This is a genomic window from Amycolatopsis sp. cmx-11-51 (assembly GCF_047608665.1).
Classification (GTDB): domain Bacteria; phylum Actinomycetota; class Actinomycetes; order Mycobacteriales; family Pseudonocardiaceae; genus Amycolatopsis.
The window spans coordinates 110905-127662 of sequence record NZ_JADNQO010000011.1 but is presented as its reverse complement, the minus strand read 5'-3'; the positions used below and the strand labels follow the sequence as shown (position 1 = coordinate 127662).

Genomic DNA, 16758 nt, shown 5'->3' with positions numbered 1-16758 from the left:
CTCCTCTGTGGCTGTTGGTGAACCCGCGTCCGCGATGGGGCTCCGCCGACAGGCTTCCTAAGACAGGTCGAGCATCCGCCCGGCGACGACCAGCACGGTCCGGTCGGAGACGGCGGACACCCGGTTGTTCACCGCGCCCAGCACATCACGGAACACCCGGCCGGACACCGCCGGAGGCACCACACCGCTGCCGACCTCGTTGCTGACCGCGATCACCGGCACGCTCGCCTGCTCCCACGCCGCCAGGAAATCCTCCAGCCGGTCGTCGAGCCGCCGTTCCCAGCCCTTCTTCTGGTCCCAGGCGCCGACCTCGTCGAGCACGCGGGCGATCCAGGTGCCGAGGCAGTCGATGAGCAGCGGATGCGTCGCCGTGCGCAGCACCGTGGCCAGGTCGGTGGTCTCGATCGTCTTCCAGGTGCTCGGCCGCCGCGCGCGGTGCGCGGCCACACGAGCGGCCCATTCGGGATCGTCGGCGCTCGGCGGCAGGCCGGGCGCGACATAGGTCAGGTGCGGGTGGCGGGACGCGAGCCGTTCGGCGTGGTGCGACTTCCCGGAGCGGACGCCGCCCAGTATCAGCACCTTGCCGTCGTCGCGCGAGTAGCGGCGAAGTGCCCGCGCGAGCGTCTCCAGAACCCCCGCGAGGCGATGCGTCAGCTTGGTCATACCTCGCATTCTCGTGCACGCGCTACGGTTCGCCACGTGCCACTCCGACAAGCCGCCACCGCAGCCGGACTCGTTACCGGTTACGTCGCCGACGCCGTGTTCGGAGATCCACGACGAGGACATCCGGTCGCCGGCTTCGGCCGCGCCGCGCAAGCCCTTGAACAGCGGGTTTGGGCTGATTCGAAGGTGCGGGGCGCGGCGTACACCGCCGTCTGCGCGGGGACCGTCACCGGAATGGGTGTCGCTGCCCAGCTCTTGACCCGAAAGCGGCCTTTCGCGCGATTCGCGCTCACGGCGGCGTCCACCTGGGTGGTTCTGGGCGGGCGAGGGCTCGCGGCCGAGGGCACACGCATGGCCAGGCTGCTCGACGACGGCGATCTGCCCGGCGCGCGGCAGCGGCTCTCGCACCTGTGCGCCCGTGACGCCACCGGCCTCGACGCCGGGCAACTCGCGCGCGCGACCACCGAGTCCCTCGCCGAGAACACTTCGGACGCCGTCGTCGCGCCGTTGCTGTGGGGAGCGGTCGCCGGGATCCCCGGTCTGCTGGGTTACCGGGCGCTCAACACCCTGGACGCGATGGTCGGCTACCGCTCGCCGCGTTATTCCCGGTTCGGCTGGGCGTCGGCCAGGGCGGACGATTTGGCCAACCTGGTCCCGTCCCGCGTCGGCGCGGCGCTGACCGTGGCGTCGGCGCCGCTGGCGGGCGGCTTCGCCAAATCCGCGTTCCGGAGCTGGCGTCGCGACGGGAAGCACCACCCGAGCCCCAACGCGGGCCAGGTCGAGGCGGCCTTCGCGGGCGCGCTCGGGATCCGGCTGGGCGGGACGAACAGCTACGGCGGCCGCACCGAACGCCGCGGCGTGCTCGGCGACGGCCGTGACCCGGAACCGGTGGACGTGCGTCGCGCGGTCCGGTTGTCGAGAGCGGTCGGTCTCGCCGCGCTCGCCGTCGCGGTGGCGGTCACGCGGTGAACGGCCTCCTCGTCGCGGGGACGACGTCGGACGCGGGCAAGAGCCTGGTCACCGCCGCGTTGTGCCGCTGGCTCGCGCGCCGGGGCGTGCGGGTCGCGCCGTTCAAGTCCCAGAACATGTCGAACAACTCGATGGTGTGCGCGGACGGCGCCGAGATCGGCCGCGCGCAATGGTTGCAAGCACGCGCGGCCCGCGTCGAACCCGAAGCCGCGATGAACCCGGTGCTGCTGAAACCAGGGAGTGACCGCCGCAGCCACGTCGTCGCGCTCGGGAAACCGTTCGGCACCCTGGAAGCGGGGGAGTACGCGACCGGCCGGGCCGGGCTCGCCGAGATCGCCTTCGACACCTTCGCCTCACTGCGACGGCGATTCGACGTCGTGCTCTGTGAAGGCGCGGGCAGCCCGGCCGAGATCAACCTGCGCGAGGGCGACTACGTCAACATGGGGCTGGCGCGGCGGTTCGGCCTGCCCGTGGTCGTCGTCGGCGACATCGACCGCGGCGGGGTCATGGCCGCGATGTTCGGCACCCTCGCTCTGCTGTCCGCCGAAGACCAGGCGCTGGTTTCGGGTTGGCTGGTCAACAAGTTCCGCGGCGACGTCGGCCTGTTGCGGCCGGGACTGGAGACGCTGGAGAAGCTCACCGGCCGTGAGGTCTTCGGCGTGCTGCCCTGGCTCGACCAGGTGTGGATCGACTCGGAGGACGCGCTGGCCGCCGCGGGCTGGGGCGCGACCGGTGGATCCCTGCGGGTCGCTGTCGTGCGGTTCCCCCGCGCCTCCAACGCGACCGACGTGGACGCGCTCGCTGCCGAGCCCGGTGTCTCGGTCGCGCTGACGGCTGATCCGGACACGGTCCTTTCCGCCGACGTGGTGATCCTGCCGGGTTCCCGTGCCACGGTGGACGACCTGGCGTGGTTACGTGCCCGTGGTCTGGCCGCCGCTGTGCAGGCGCGGGCCGAGGCCGGTCGTCCGGTGCTGGGGATCTGCGGTGGCTATCAGATGCTGGCCGCCGAGATCGAGGACGACGTCGAGTCCGGCGCCGGAACGGTCCCCGGCCTCGGCCTGCTGCCGACGCGTGTCTCGTTCGGTGCCGACAAGGTGCTGGCCCGGCCGTCGGGCGAATGGCGAGGTCAACCCGTGGAAGCGTACGAGATCCACCACGGCGCCGTGTCGGCCACCGGCCCCGCCGAGTCCTTTTTGGATGGACATCGGCGGGGGTCGGTGTGGGGCACGATGTGGCACGGCGCCTTCGAGAACGACGGCTTCCGCCGTGCCTGGCTCGGCGAAGTGGCGGACTGGTCACCTACCCCCGGGGCGCAGGGGTTCGGCACGCTGCGGGAGAGCATGCTCGACCGGCTCGCCGACGCCGTCGAGGACCACGTCGACACTCAGGCGTTGCTGCGCCTCATGGATCGGGGTGCGGTGGAGGGGATGCCTTTCGTCCCGCCTGGCGCCTCGTGAGTCAGCACCGTCCGCGCCATTCATCGCTTGCCCGCCAACGCCTTCTCACCCAGCACCTTCTCGGCCAAGGCGCCGAAGGTCAGGCCGAGTACGGTCCACAGCACCAGCTGGGTGCCGACCGAGGCCAGCCGGAAGCTCCACAGCGTGGAACCGGGGAACTCGGCGGGGACCTCGTCGATCGACGGCAGCAGCGCCGCCGCCACCGCGATCAGCACGACGTATCCGCCCGCGGCGATCAGCCCGCCACGCCAGGCGCCGAGTTTGTCGGCCAGTTTCCGGCCGAACGCCGCGGCGAGGATGCCGATCAGCAGTGAAAGCGCGACGAAGCCGAAGTACAGCGAAGTGCGGCTTCCGATCGTGCCCGCCTGCCCGACGGCCGGCGGGTTCGCCGGGTATTTCAGGAACGGCACCAGGAACACGACCACGAAGGCACTCGCGGTGAGCAGCGCGGCGGTCACCCGAGGCCGGAGCGTGCCGATCCGTCCGTAGACAAAGGCGAACGCCAGCGAGAACAGGCCACCGACGGCGACACCGTAGAGCCCGACACCGGTAAGCAGGCCGACAGTGCTCTGCACACCACGGGCGACCAGCTCGTCCTCTTCGGCGGGAGGGTGCTCGTGGGCGTCGGGGGCACTGTGTGAATGCGCGGCGCTGCCTTCGAGTCCGATGGCGGCCTCGACCGAAGGCTCACCGAAGAAGTACGCGAAAAGGGTCGCCAGCACACCGGCGATCAGGCCCGCGAGCATGCCGCGGACCAGCAAGGACCTCATCATGGGGCGCGTGCCGCCTAATGACACGGGAAGGCCAGCAGGTGCCGGCCGTCGTGGACGAACTCGTGGACGTACGAGTTCGCGAACACCGACACCGCGCCCTGCTCGGCGCTGATGAAGTACAGCGTGATCAGCGAAAGAAGGATGACGAGCGCCGCCCAGGGCAGGATCTCGCGGACGGGGATCCGGATCGGGACGGGTACTGCGGCTACCGCTTCGGACATGGCGGTGGGACCTCCTCGGGCTAGCGCGGCCTCTTCAGGGGTGACACGACGGCTCCGGGTCTGGCTTCCCCGAACCGGATGGTTCGAGGTCACAGTGGCGCGACCGCGCGGAATCTCACCGCGTTCCGGGTGCCGTCGTCTGGCCGGTCGAGCGTAGGTCTCCGCAAAGCGTCCGGTCAATGTGACAATCCAGCTATGACACCTGCGGTGGCGGCACTCGACGTCGGCGGCACGTCCATCAAGGCGGCCCTGTACGACGCGGATCTGAAAGACCTGGCCAGCTTGCGCGAGCCGACGGCGCGCGGAGCGGACGGCGAGGCGCTCGCGGACCAGGTCGCGCGGATCGTGGAAACCCTGGGCAAGCAGGCGGGCACCGGTACGCCGGACGCCGTCGGCGTGGTCATCCCCGGCATCGTCGACGACGTCGAGCGAGTGGCGCGGTTCTCGGCGAACCTCGACTTCCGGAACGTCCCGTTCGGCGAGCTGCTCGACAGCAGGCTGGGGCTGCCGTTCGCGTTCGGGCACGACGTCCGCGCGGGCGGGCTCGCGGAGTTCCGCGTCGGCGCGGGCAAGGACTGCACCGACGCCGCCTTCATCCCGGTCGGTACCGGGATCGCGGCCGCGCTCCAGCTCGACGGGAAGTTGTACGCCGCGGGTGGGCTGGGTGGCGAGATCGGGCACATCGACGTCGGCCACCGGCTGCCGTGCGGCTGCGGCGCGACCGGATGCCTTGAGGCGATCTCCTCGGCGTCGGCCATCGCCCGCCGCTACAGCGAGCACACCGGACGTCCCGCCGAAGGCGCCGAGAAGGTCGTCGACGCCGCGCGGCACGGCGACGAGGCCGCGATCTCGGTGGTCAACGACGCCCTCGACGGACTCGGTCACGGCATCAAGACCTTGGTCACCTTGCTCGCACCGGAGGTCGTCGTGCTCGGCGGCGGCCTGTTCACCGCCGGCGACTACGTGCTCGAACCGGTCCGTGCCTGGCTGACCGCGAACCTGCAGTTCCAGCGGATGCCGGAGCTGCGGATCGCGCAACTGGGCGACGAGGCGGGCAGGCTCGGCGCGGCCCTGCTGGCACTGGACCTGCTCAGTGTCTGATGGCGAACCCGACGTCGATCGCGGACGCGGGTTCACGCTTGGTCCTGTTTCGCGGGTCGCTCTCAGCTTGGCCAACCGGCTCAAGCCTTGACCACCCGCACGCCTTCCTCCTCGAAGGCGTGCACTCGCTCGGGATCCGCGCGGCCGTCGGTGACGAGAACGTCGACATCACCGGTCGCGCAGATCTTCGCGAAGGCGTGCCCGCCGAGCTTCCCGCTGTCGGCGAGCACGACGACCTGCCGCGCGCGGGCCGCCATCAGCCGGTTCGTGCTCGCGTCGCCTTCGTGGTGCGCCTGCGCGCCGTGCACCGGGTCGAACGCGTCCACCCCGAGGAACACCAGATCCAGCGAGATCTGGTCGAGGAACAGATGGGACAACGGCCCGGACAGGTCGAACGACTGCTGCCGCGCGACCCCGCCGGTCACCACGATCTTGATGTTCGGGCGCACGGCGAGTTCGTGGGCGATGTTGAGCGCGTTCGTCACCACGGTGAGCGACGGGCCGCCGCTCGGCTCGCCCATGTCCGGCCGGGTGGCGAGCGCCCGGCCCACTTCGGTGCTCGTGGTGCCGCCGTTGAGGCCGACCACCATGCCGGGATCGACCATTCTCGCCGCGGCGGCCGAGATCCGTTGCTGTTCAGGTGCGTTGCGCGCGGCCTTGTGCCGCAACGGAAGGTCGTAGGCGACGTTGCTCGCGACGGCGCCGCCACGGGTACGGACCACGAGATTGCGGCCGGCGAGGTGATCGAGATCCCGGCGGATCGTCGCGGGAGAGACGCCGAGTTCTCCAGCGGAGACTTCGACGTCGACTTTTTCCCGCTCTCCCACCATGTCCAATAAGGCCGTCAGCCGTTCATGCCGATTCATCTCCAGCTCCCTCCCCGAAGCGCGATAAGTCGCTCACCGCACCGGACAAAGTACTACGCGTCGCGATACGGGCGGAGGGAAGAGGCGGTTTGAGACGTCGGAGAGAAAGGGAAGAGCGGGCGCCGGCCACCCCCAGTGTGACCGGTGCCCACCCGGTGACCGGCACGCCCAGGGCCGACCCGTCCTGGAGGCTATCGCCGTCGACGCCGAACTGATATCCATTTTGCGTCCATTCCGGTGACGTTCAGCGGATAACCCGCTGCCCGATCACCGGAACCGACCATAGTTCGGGAAAGAATCAGCCCAGTCCACCCAGTCCGCGCAGGAAGGCGAGCGACGGCATGAAGAAGTAGTCGCCGCTCTCGCAGATCTTGCCGGTCCCCACCGTCGTGATGACACCACGCAATTAGTCCTCTACTTGCGATAGTTGCACGCGCAACCATCGCAAGTAGAGGACTAAACGCGGGGCCGCTAAGAAAGCGGTCGGTCGGTGGGGGCGATCGGAGCGGGCAGGACGTCCCGTCCGGTGAGGAACGCGTCGACCCCGGCCGCGGCGGAGCGGCCTTCGGCGATCGCCCACACGATGAGCGACTGGCCGCGGCCCATGTCCCCGGCCACGAACACGTTGTCGACACTGGTCTTGAACGCCTTGTCGCGGGCGACGTTGCCGCGCTGGTCCAGCTCGACGTCGAGCGCCTCCAGCAGGCCGTCCCGCTCCGGGCCGACGAAGCCCATCGCGAGCAGCACCAGCTGCGCGGGGAGTTCCTTCTCGGTGCCCTCGACCGGGACGAACTTGCCGCCCTCGTTGCGCACCTCGACCAGCTTCAGCGCCCGAACGCGCCCCTCCGCGTCCGCGGCGAAACTTTGGGTGTTGACCGAGTACAGCCGCTCGCCGCCCTCTTCGTGCGCGGACGAGACGCGGTAGATCATCGGGTACGTCGGCCACGGGTGCGCGTCGGCGCGCGAAAGCGGCGGCTTCGGCATGATCTCCAGCTGCGTCACCGACTTCGCGCCCTGGCGGTGCGAGGTCCCGACACAGTCCGCGCCGGTGTCGCCGCCGCCGATGACGACGACGTCGAGGCCCTCGGCGCTGATCGGCGAGACGTCCTGTTCACCGGCCGCGACGCGGTTCGCGTGCGGCAGGAACTCCATCGCCTGGTAGATGCCCTGATGTTCGCGGCCCTCGATCGGCAGATCCCGCCATGCCGTCGCGCCACCGGCGAGGACCACGGCGTCGTACGACGACTTCAGTTCCTCGACGGTGAGATCGACGCCGACGTTCACCGAGGTCCGGAACTCCGTGCCTTCGGCCCGCATCTGGTCGAGGCGGCGGTCGAGCCGGTGCTTCTCCATCTTGAATTCGGGGATGCCGTAGCGCAGCAGCCCGCCGATCTTGTCGGCCCGCTCGAAGACCACGACACTGTGGCCCGCGCGCGTGAGCTGCTGCGCCGCGGCGAGTCCCGACGGGCCGGACCCGACCACGGCCACCTTCTTGCCGGTGCGCGCCACCGGCTCCTGAGGCGTGACCCAGCCTTCCTCGAAGGCCCGGTCGATGATCGAGATCTCGACCCGCTTGATGGTGACGGGATCGTCGTTGATCCCGAGCACACACGCCGTCTCGCACGGCGCCGGGCAGAGGGTCCCGGTGAACTCCGGGAAATTGTTGGTCGCGTGCAGCCGCTCGGCCGCCTCGCGCCAGTCGTCGCGCCAGGTCAGGGTGTTCCACTCGGGAATGAGGTTCCCGAGCGGGCAGCCCTGATGACAGAACGGGATGCCGCAGTCCATGCAGCGTCCGGCCTGCTTCTGCAGTTTCGTCGTCGCGAAGTCCTCGTACACCTCGCGCCAGTCCATCAGGCGCAGGTCGACGGGACGGCTCTTCGGCGTCTCGCGAGTGGTGGTCAGAAAGCCCTTGGGGTCAGCCATGTGCGGCCTCCATGATCGCCTCGTTCACATCGCGCCCATCGCGCTCGGCCTTCGCCTGCGCCGCGAGCACACGCTTGTAGTCCTTCGGCATGACCTTGCCGAAGCGGTCGACCGCGGCGTCCCAGTCGGCGAGCAGCGCACGCGCGACCGCGGACTCCGTTTCGTCGTAATGCTTTTCGAGCGCCTCACGCAGGAAGTCCACATCGGACGAATCCAGCGGGTCGATATCGACCATCTCCGGGTTGGCCCGGTGCGCGGGCAGGTCCAGCACGTAAGCGATGCCGCCCGACATCCCGGCCGCGAAGTTGCGGCCCACGCTACCGAGCACGACGACGCGGCCGCCGGTCATGTACTCACAACCGTGGTCTCCGACCCCCTCGACGACGGCCAGCGCGCCCGAGTTGCGCACGCAGAACCGCTCGCCGACCTTGCCGCGGATGAAGATCTCGCCACTGGTCGCGCCGTAACCGATCACGTTGCCCGCGATGATCTGCTCTTCGGCGTTGTACCGCGCCACCTCGGGCGGCCGCACGATGAGCCGTCCACCGGACAGGCCCTTGCCGACGTAGTCGTTGCCGTCACCGTAGAGCCGCAGGGTGATGCCCTTCGGCACGAACGCGCCGAACGACTGGCCCGCGGTCCCGGTGAAGGTGACGTCGATCGTGTTGTCCGGCAGGCCTTCGCCGCCCCACCGCTTGGTGAGCTCGTGGCCGAGCATGGTGCCGACGGTCCGGTTCACGTTGCGGACCGGCAGTTCCAGCCGCACCTTGTCCCCGGCGGACAGCGCGCCCTCGGCCAGCTGGATCAGCGTGTTGTCGAGCGCCTTCTCCAGGCCGTGGTCCTGCACGGTCTGCTGGTGCCGCAGACCGGCCGGAGCCATTTCGGGTACGTGGAAGATCGGCGACAGGTCGAGCCCGGCGGCCTTCCAGTGGTCGATCGCCTTGCGCTTGTCGAGCATCTCCGCGTGGCCGACGGCCTCGGCGATGGACCGGAAACCCAGCTCCGCCAGGTACTCCCGGACCTCCTGCGCGATGAACTCGAAGAAGTTCACCACGTACTCGGCCTTGCCACTGAACTTCTCGCGCAGCTTGGGGTTCTGCGTCGCGACACCGACCGGGCAGGTGTCGAGGTGACACACGCGCATCATGATGCAGCCGGAAACCACCAGCGGCGCCGTCGCGAAACCGAACTCCTCGGCGCCGAGCAACGCGGCGATGACGACGTCACGGCCGGTCTTGAGCTGGCCGTCGGTCTGCACCACGATCCGGTCACGCAGCCGGTTGACCAGCAGCGTCTGCTGTGTCTCGGCGAGGCCGAGTTCCCACGGCCCGCCGGCGTGCTTGATGGACGACAGCGGGGAAGCGCCGGTGCCGCCGTCGTGCCCGGAGATGAGCACGACGTCCGCGTGCGCCTTGGAGACACCCGCCGCGACCGTGCCGACGCCGACCTCGGACACGAGCTTCACATGGATGCGCGCGGCCGGGTTGGCGTTCTTGAGGTCGTGGATCAGCTGCGCCAGGTCCTCGATCGAGTAGATGTCGTGGTGCGGCGGCGGGGAAATGAGACCGACGCCGGGCGTGGAGTGCCGCGTCTTCGCGATCCACGGGTACACCTTCGCGCCGGGCAGTTGACCGCCCTCGCCGGGCTTGGCGCCCTGCGCCATCTTGATCTGGATGTCGTCGGCGTTGACCAGGTACTCACTGGTGACGCCGAACCGTCCACTCGCGACCTGCTTGACCGCGCTGCGGCGCTCGGGATCGTAAAGACGCGCGGCGTCTTCTCCGCCCTCACCGGTGTTCGACTTGCCGCCGAGGCGGTTCATCGCGATGGCCAGGGTTTCGTGCATCTCCGAGGAGATCGACCCGTACGAGATCGCGCCGGTGGCGAACCGCTTGACGATCTCGGAGACCGGTTCGACCTCCTCGATCGGCACCGCGGGCCGCTGGCCGATCTTGAAGTCGAACAGCCCGCGCAGCGTGTACAGCTTCTGCGCCTGGTCGTCGACGGACTTCGTGTACTCCTTGAAGACTTCGTACTTCCCGGCGCGGGTGGAGTGCTGCAGCTTGAACACCGTCTGCGGATTGAACAGGTGCGGCTCGCCCTCGCGGCGCCACTGGTAGTCCGCGCCGGTCTCCAGCTCGCGGTGGTTCGCGCGGAACCCGTCGGCGGGGAAAGCGCGGCGGTGCCGTTCGGCGACTTCCAGCGCCAGCGTGTCGAATCCGACGCCGCCGAGGCGGGAAGTGGTGCCGGCGAAGCAGTTCTGGATGACCTCGTCGCCGAGCCCGACCGCTTCGAAGATCTGCGCGCCGGTGTAGGAGGCCACTGTGGACACTCCCATCTTCGACATCGTCTTCCGCACGCCCTTGCCCAGCGCCTTGATCAGGTTCGTGGTCGCCTGCTTGGCGGTGGCACCGGCGATCAGGCCCTGGTCGGCCATCTCCTCGACGGTCGCCATCGCCAAGTACGGATTCACCGCGGCGACGCCGTAGCCGATCAGCAGTGCGATGTGGTGGACCTCGCGCGCGTCGCCCGCCTCGACGATGAGGCCGACCTGGGTGCGGGTCTTCTCGCGCACCAGATGGTGGTGCACCGCGCCGGTGAGCAGCAGCGATGGGATGCCGGCGTGGTCTTCGTCGATCCCGCGGTCGGACAGCACGATCAGCCGCGCGCCCTCGGCGATGGCCGCGGACACTTCGGCGCGGATCTCGTCGAGCCGCCGCACGAGCGCCTCGCCGCCACCGTGGACGTCGTAGGTGCCCTGTACGGCGACCGACTGGAACTCGGGTAGGTCGCCGTCGTCGTTGGCGTGCACCAGCTTCGCGAACTCGTCGTTGTCCACCACCGGGAACGGCAGCACGATCCGGCGGCAGGACGACGCGTCGGCGCTCAGCAGATTCGGCTGCGCGCCAAGCTGGGTGCCGAGCGCGGTGACGAGTTCCTCGCGGATCGCGTCCAGCGGCGGGTTGGTCACCTGGGCGAAGAGCTGGATGAAGTAGTCGAAGAGCAGCCGCGGGCGGCTCGACAGCGACGCGAGGGGGGAGTCGTTGCCCATCGAACCGATCGGCTCCGCGCCGGTGCGGGCCATCGGCTCGAGCAGGACGTCGAGTTCCTCTTCGGTGTAGCCGAAAGCCTGCTGGCGGCGCACGAGCGCGGCGTGCGCCGGGATCTCGCGTTCGCGACCGGGGAGCCCTTCCAGCGGCAGCAGCCCGTCCTCGACCCATTCGTCGTACGGGTGCTCGGTGGCGAGCTCGTTCTTGATCTCCTCGTCCTCGACGATCCGGCCGGCCTCAGTGTCCACGAGGAACATGCGGCCCGGCTCCAACCGTCCTTTCCGGACGATCGTGGACTGCTCCAGCTCCAGCACGCCGACCTCGCTGGCGAGGACGACGAGGCCGTCTTCGGTGACCCAGTACCGGGCAGGGCGCAGGCCGTTGCGGTCGAGCACCGCGCCGATCTGGGTGCCGTCGGTGAAGGACACCAGCGCGGGGCCGTCCCACGGCTCCATCAGCGTCGAGTGGAACTCGTAGAACGCGCGACGCGCGGGATCCATCTCCTGATGGTTCTCCCAGGCCTCGGGGATCATCATCAGCACCGCGTGCGGCAGCGACCGGCCACCGAGGTGGAGCAGCTCCAGCACCTCGTCGAAGGACGCGGAGTCGCTCGCGCCTCGGGTGATGATCGGGTAGATCCGCTTGAGGTCACCCGGGATCAGGTCGGACTCGAGCAGCGCCTCGCGCGCGTCCATCCAGTTGCGGTTGCCGCGCAGAGTGTTGATCTCGCCGTTGTGGGCGACGTACCGGTACGGGTGCGCCAGCGGCCACGACGGGAAGGTGTTGGTGGAGAACCGGGAGTGCACCAGGCCGATGGCGCTGGTGACGCGCTCGTCGGTGAGGTCGGCGAAGAACTTCTCGACCTGCGGCTCGGTGAGCATTCCCTTGTAGACGATCGTCCGTGAGGACAGGCTCGGGAAGTAGACGTCGTCCTCGACCAGTTCGTGCTCGGCGCGTTTGCGCACGACGAACGCGGCGCGCTCCAGCGCCAGGCCCGAAAGCGTGTCCCGCAGCCCGGCGAGGAAAAGCTGGCTGAAGTGCGGCATCGTCTCGGCCGCGCCGGTGCCGACGTGTTCGATGTGGACGGGCAGATCACGCCAGCCGAGCACGCGCATGCCTTCTTCGGCGGCGATGCGCTCGATGGTGGTCATCGCCCGGCCACGCCGTTTTTTGTCCTGGGGCAGGAAAGCCGTGCCGACGGCGTACGCACCGGGTTCGGGCAGTTCGAAGCCGACGACGTCGCGATAGAACTCGTCGGGGACCTGGATCAGGATCCCGGCGCCGTCGCCGGTTTCCGGGTCGGCGCCGCGGGCCCCGCGATGTTCCAGGTTCCGCAGCGTGATCAGCGCTTTGGCGACGATGCCGTGATCGCGTTTTCCGGAGAGATCGGCGACGAACGCGACACCACAGGCGTCATGTTCGAACTCCGGGTCATACAGGCCTTCGGGGGCCTTGCTGCCCTTGTTGCTGGCATGGTGGGTCACGGCTGGCCGCCTCCCAAGGCGTCGGCGCGACCGGTACCACTGGCGTCCGGGTGGTTCACAGGTGAACCAGTTAACGAAGTGGTCCGGGACCGCGATGGTCAGTCGAGAGGGAACGATTCCGCCCGCGGAAACGGGGGCAGGACTCGTAGAGCCGCACTGCACTGGGCGGCCGATGCGCTGATCGGTGCTGCTGTGCGCCGCGTGCCGCCAGACCGTTGTGGTGGATGGCAGGCGGGGCGCACGGGTTACTCCCGGGTTCGCCGGTCTTATGACGATAGTGTGAAATCGCTGTTATCGACATACGTCGCTTGGTCGGGGTGGGAAATGCCACGCGGGCGTTGACTTCGTACATCATCTGCCCACTGGCTGGAATGACATGTCCACTGAGTGGTGCATCAGGCCGCTGACCTGCGTGAACGACCGCTCACGTCCTCCGATGGTGTGACCTGGATCGCGCATTGGAGTGGGTTTCACCGGTGTTGCGGTGACCTGAGGTGACCATCGAATCGCCCGAACGGCAGAGCGCCCCGTCTGGTTTGAGAGGCTTGGCCGATGGCGGATCGTTATCTCACCGTGGCGGGCACCGGGGTGCACGAGATCGAAATCCGGCGTTCGCGGTTCCTGTGCGCGCTCGCCCCGGTGACCTCGGAGGAGGCCGCCCGCGAGGTGATCGCCGCCCGGAAGAAGGCCGATCCGGCCGCCCGGCACCACTGCCACGCGTTCGTCCTGGGCACCGACGGCAGCCGGAGCGGCCCAAGGGATCCTCGGCGGGAAAGAGTGCCTCGAATCGAGCGTTCGAGTGACGACGGCGAGCCGTCGGGGACGGCGGGCACCCCGATGCTCGAGGTGCTCCGCCGCCGGGAGCTGACCGACACGGTCGCGGTGGTGACCCGCTACTTCGGCGGGGTCCTGCTCGGCGCTGGTGGCCTGATCCGTGCGTACGGCCAGGCCGTCTCCGAGGCCGTCGACGTCATCGGGGTGCGGGAGTACCGGCGGCTACGGCTGGTGGAGGTCGTCGTCGACTATGACCGGGCCGGACGGCTGGAGAACGACATCCGCTCGTCGCCGTACCTGCTGCACGCGACGCGGTTCGAGGACGTCGCGCACTTCGACGTCGGCGTCGCACCGGATCAGGGGGACGCGTTCCACGCGTGGCTCGCCGACCTGACCGGCGGTGAAGCCCTCACCGCCGAAACCGGCGAAACCTGGCTCCCGAACCCGTGACCAAACACCGAACTCGCGTGCTCAGAGACGGAACTCACGAGATCGGCGTCTGATCACGTGAGGGCGCGGGACCGCCATTCCTCCAGCGTGATCGCGTACTCGACCTCGCCCTCCTCCGTGCCGGGGATCGGGTCGTCGAAGTCCTCGTGATAGGTCCGGACGTGGTGCATCCCGACCTTCTCCATCACCCGGCGTGACCCCAGGTTCACCGCCATGGTGGCCGCCCAGATCCGTCGCGCCCCGAGTTCGGTGAAGCCCTTCTCCAGCAGCGCGAGCGAGCCTTCGGTGGCGTAGCCCTTGCCCCAGGAAGAGCGGTTCAGCCGGTAACCCAGTTCCGGGTCGTCCGTGTGATGGCCGCGCAGCGGCCGGAAATGGAACCACCCCAAGAAAGCCCCACTGGATTTCTCGATCGCCGCCCAGAACCCGTAATCGGGGGAACGCTCGTAGTAACCGAGAAAAGCGGGAAGGTCGAGCTTTTCGATCTCCGCCCGGTCGGCTGGTTTGCCCCCATTGAGGTACCGCATGACTTCGGGGTCGTCGTAGAGCGCGAACAGGTCGTCGACGTCGGCGTCGGTGAACTGCCGCAGCAGGAGCCGTTCGGTCTCCAGAAAGACACGCATCAGCAGATCTTGGCGCCTCTCGCGCACCCCGGCAAACGTTTTTAGGCGGCGGCCATCGGCGGTAGGGCGAGTGCCGGTGCGGCGGCCCCCAACGCTTCCGCCCCTGCCTCGGTGAGCCGGGCGGGGACGCGTTCGCCCCATCGGCCGCCGCGGGCGGGTGCTACCAGGCCGAGGTGGGCCAGGCGGTGCGCGGTGTGCTGGTCGCAGCAGGCGAGACCGTCGACGAACAGGTCCGGCTCGCAACTGCGGCTGATCTCGGCGTGGCCATCGGCCACGGCTTTCAGGGTGGCCCGCTCACGATGGTTCAGCTCTGTCCGAACGTCCATGGCGTGCCTCCTTTCTGTTCCGCTTCGAACAAGTCAAACCCATACCCCCGACAGTTTCCGTCTTCTCCGGTGCGAAATCTTGGATTTCGGGCGGACTCAGGGGTGGTGTGTCGGGTATTCCAGGGTGAACTCCTTGGGGTTGTCACCGGGTATTCGCAGCGGAAGCGGTTCCAGCTCGGTCTTGCGCAGATGCCGGAAAATGATCGAACTCCGGAAACCGACGATCTCCTTGCGCTTCGACAAGCGATCCACCAGGAATGAGTGGAGCTGTTCGACGTCCTGTGCGGCGACGTGGATCAGGAAATCGTCGCTGCCGGCGGTGACGAAGACCGAAAGGACCTCCGGCAATTCGGCGACCGAGCGCTGGAACGAGTCAATCACCTCCCGGCTCAGCGGCCGCACCTGCGCCGAGACCATCGCCTGCACGCCGCGGTTGAGGCTGCGCAGATCGATGTCCGCGTGGTAGCCGCGGATGACGCCGCGTTCCCGCAGCAGCCGCGTCCGTTCGAGGCAGGTCGACGGCGCGACGCCGACCTTCCGGGCGATGTCACGGTTCGACTGCCGCGCATCCGCCTGGAGTTCCCGGATGATCGCCGAATCAAGTTCGTCCACGGTGATCCCTTCCCAAGGCCTGCCGAATATCGTTCGGCAAGCCACCCGTAAGCGTGACGATCAGCCTAACTTCAGCGCAAGTAGCCGACTAATTGCGCGAAGGGGACCAAAATGTCTGTACAGGAGCTGGTCGTCCGGCGGGGGCGCAGGTCCGGGGTGACCACGATGGTCGCCGTGCACTCCCGCACGCTCGGCCCGGCCGTCGGCGGTTGCCGTTTCAAGGTCTATCCGGGCATCCACGACGCGATCGACGACGTCCTGAGGCTTTCCTCGGCGATGACCCGCAAATGCGCCGTCGCGGGCCTGGACTTCGGGGGTGGCAAGAGCGTCATCACGCTCGAGAGCCTGCCGACACCCCGGCAACGCCGAGAAATCCTGCTCGACCACGCCGACCTCATCGCGTCACTCGATGGTGCGTATCTCGCCGGTCCGGACGTCGGCACCGGGCCGGACGACATGCTCGTGCTGCGAGAGCGGACGCCCCACGTGTTCTGCGTGCCCGAGGAGCACGGCGGCACCGGGTCGTCCAGCGGACCGACCGCGGTCGGCGTGCTCGCCGCGCTGCGGGCCGGGGCGAAGACCGTCTTCGGCGACGACGAGATGAAGGGCCGCAAGGTGGTCATCAGCGGCTACGGCTCGGTCGGCGCGCACCTCGCCACTGACCTGGTCGCGCAGGGTGCCGAGGTCATCGTGTCCGATGTGGACGAACGACGCCTCCTCGCCGCCGAGGAACAGGGACTCGGGTGGGTCCACCCTGAGCGGGTGTTCGGAATCGAGGCCGAAGTCCTGATCCCGGCGGCCGTCGGCGGGGTGTTCGGCCCCGCCACCGAGGTCAAGGCACCGCTCGTCGTCGGCCCGGCCAACAACCAGCTCACCGAGGACGCGGTGGCGGACGGCCTCGCCGCCAGGGGGGTCGTCTGGGTCCCGGATTTCGTCGCGAGCGCAGGGGGAGTCGTCTACACCCTCGGCCGCGAAGCCGAAAACCTGACGCACGCCGAGGCCCTCGCCCGTGTCGAGAGGTTGGAGTCGACCACGCGACAGATCCTCGACGCGGCTTCGGCCAACGGCACCACACCGCTGGCCGAAGCGAACGCGCTCGCCGAAGCCCGGCTCACTGCTGGTGCGGAGCCACGTACTCCTCCGCCTCGGGAGCCTCGAGTAGCGGACCCCGCCCCTCGGCCGACGCGTCCGGTGTCGCCGCGTACACCTGGCGCGTCGCCGGGGTGCCCGCCTTCGAGAAGTCCAGTGCCGCCACCAGATCCTCCGTGCTCGCCGACGTCGCCTGCTTCAGCGCGGCGGCGATGCCATCCCGGGTGAGGCCCGTTGAGCGCCGCGACCCGGTCGAGGGTTGAGCAGCTCCTCGCGCTCACGCGGAAGCCCGCCGAGCACCGCGCTGTGCTCGGCGGCGAGGTGCTCGGCGGTGTGCCGTCTGGCCCTCACGCGTTCACGACCGCACACTGAGCGTGGTC

General features: G+C 69.0%; 15 protein-coding genes. 6 read left to right on the top strand and 9 right to left on the bottom strand.

The genetic code is table 11. The features are described 5' to 3' along the window. Nucleotides 1-57: 57 nt before the first annotated feature. A complete protein-coding gene (locus ACM6LU_RS29685) occupies nt 58-663 on the bottom strand; it encodes a bifunctional adenosylcobinamide kinase/adenosylcobinamide-phosphate guanylyltransferase (protein ID WP_414941098.1) in 606 nt (201 codons plus the stop codon). Nucleotides 664-699: 36 nt separating this feature from the next. Here ACM6LU_RS29685 and ACM6LU_RS29680 point away from each other — a divergent pair, with 36 nt between their 5' ends. Beyond that, nucleotides 700-1632: a cobalamin biosynthesis protein gene (locus ACM6LU_RS29680; protein ID WP_414941097.1), complete on the top strand. Its 933-nt coding sequence runs from the start codon at nt 700-702 to the stop codon at nt 1630-1632. Further along, nucleotides 1629-3089, top strand: a complete 1461-nt coding sequence (locus ACM6LU_RS29675; RefSeq protein WP_414941096.1) for a cobyric acid synthase — start codon at nt 1629-1631, stop codon at nt 3087-3089. The genes ACM6LU_RS29680 and ACM6LU_RS29675 overlap by 4 nt, the downstream gene beginning before the upstream one ends. A 20-nt stretch (nt 3090-3109) precedes the next feature. Here ACM6LU_RS29675 and ACM6LU_RS29670 read toward each other — a convergent pair whose 3' ends face one another. Next, nucleotides 3110-3862 carry a CbtA family protein gene (locus ACM6LU_RS29670; RefSeq protein ID WP_414941095.1) on the bottom strand — a complete coding sequence of 251 codons (753 nt, stop codon included), beginning with the start codon at nt 3860-3862 and terminating at the stop codon, nt 3110-3112. Between the two features lie 14 nt (nt 3863-3876). Further along, nucleotides 3877-4083 carry a CbtB domain-containing protein gene (locus ACM6LU_RS29665; RefSeq protein WP_414941094.1) on the bottom strand — a complete coding sequence of 69 codons (207 nt, stop codon included), beginning with the start codon at nt 4081-4083 and terminating at the stop codon, nt 3877-3879. A gap of 207 nt (nt 4084-4290) precedes the next feature. Between ACM6LU_RS29665 and ACM6LU_RS29660 the strand changes: the two genes are divergently transcribed. Next, nucleotides 4291-5184, top strand: coding sequence for an ROK family protein (locus ACM6LU_RS29660; protein WP_414941191.1), 894 nt, complete (start codon nt 4291-4293; stop codon nt 5182-5184). A gap of 80 nt (nt 5185-5264) precedes the next feature. On the opposite strand, the gene ACM6LU_RS29655 is transcribed toward ACM6LU_RS29660, so the two are convergent. The 3 genes from ACM6LU_RS29655 to gltB all read right to left on the bottom strand — a co-directional run bounded on the left by ACM6LU_RS29655 (nt 5265) and on the right by gltB (nt 12507). Next, complete coding sequence (locus tag ACM6LU_RS29655; RefSeq protein ID WP_414941093.1) at nt 5265-6050, bottom strand: DeoR/GlpR family DNA-binding transcription regulator; 786 nt, start codon at nt 6048-6050, stop codon at nt 5265-5267. Between the two features lie 471 nt (nt 6051-6521). Next, nucleotides 6522-7973: a glutamate synthase subunit beta gene (locus tag ACM6LU_RS29650; RefSeq protein ID WP_414941092.1), complete on the bottom strand. Its 1452-nt coding sequence runs from the start codon at nt 7971-7973 to the stop codon at nt 6522-6524. Beyond that, nucleotides 7966-12507: a glutamate synthase large subunit gene (gene gltB / locus ACM6LU_RS29645; RefSeq protein ID WP_414941091.1), complete on the bottom strand. Its 4542-nt coding sequence runs from the start codon at nt 12505-12507 to the stop codon at nt 7966-7968. The genes ACM6LU_RS29650 and gltB overlap by 8 nt, the downstream gene beginning before the upstream one ends. A gap of 552 nt (nt 12508-13059) precedes the next feature. Here gltB and ACM6LU_RS29640 point away from each other — a divergent pair. Continuing rightward, entirely contained in the window at nt 13060-13731 is a 672-nt protein-coding gene (locus ACM6LU_RS29640) for a YigZ family protein (protein WP_414941090.1), read from the top strand. Between the two features lie 53 nt (nt 13732-13784). Here ACM6LU_RS29640 and ACM6LU_RS29635 read toward each other — a convergent pair whose 3' ends face one another. The 3 genes from ACM6LU_RS29635 to ACM6LU_RS29625 all read right to left on the bottom strand — a co-directional run bounded on the left by ACM6LU_RS29635 (nt 13785) and on the right by ACM6LU_RS29625 (nt 15289). Continuing rightward, entirely contained in the window at nt 13785-14351 is a 567-nt protein-coding gene (locus ACM6LU_RS29635; protein ID WP_414941088.1) for a GNAT family N-acetyltransferase, read from the bottom strand. Nucleotides 14352-14392: 41 nt separating this feature from the next. After that, nucleotides 14393-14677: a hypothetical protein gene (locus ACM6LU_RS29630; protein WP_414941087.1), complete on the bottom strand. Its 285-nt coding sequence runs from the start codon at nt 14675-14677 to the stop codon at nt 14393-14395. 96 nt (nt 14678-14773) lie between these two features. Continuing rightward, on the bottom strand, nt 14774-15289 hold the full coding sequence (locus ACM6LU_RS29625; protein ID WP_414941086.1) for an Lrp/AsnC family transcriptional regulator: 516 nt from the start codon (nt 15287-15289) through the stop codon (nt 14774-14776). 111 nt (nt 15290-15400) lie between these two features. Between ACM6LU_RS29625 and ACM6LU_RS29620 the strand changes: the two genes are divergently transcribed. Together ACM6LU_RS29620 and ACM6LU_RS29615 are read left to right on the top strand one after the other, a co-directional pair. Next, nucleotides 15401-16606: a Glu/Leu/Phe/Val dehydrogenase dimerization domain-containing protein gene (locus ACM6LU_RS29620; RefSeq protein WP_414941085.1), complete on the top strand. Its 1206-nt coding sequence runs from the start codon at nt 15401-15403 to the stop codon at nt 16604-16606. 6 nt (nt 16607-16612) lie between these two features. Further along, nucleotides 16613-16750, top strand: coding sequence for a hypothetical protein (locus tag ACM6LU_RS29615; RefSeq protein WP_414941084.1), 138 nt, complete (start codon nt 16613-16615; stop codon nt 16748-16750). Nucleotides 16751-16758: the final 8 nt, after the last annotated feature.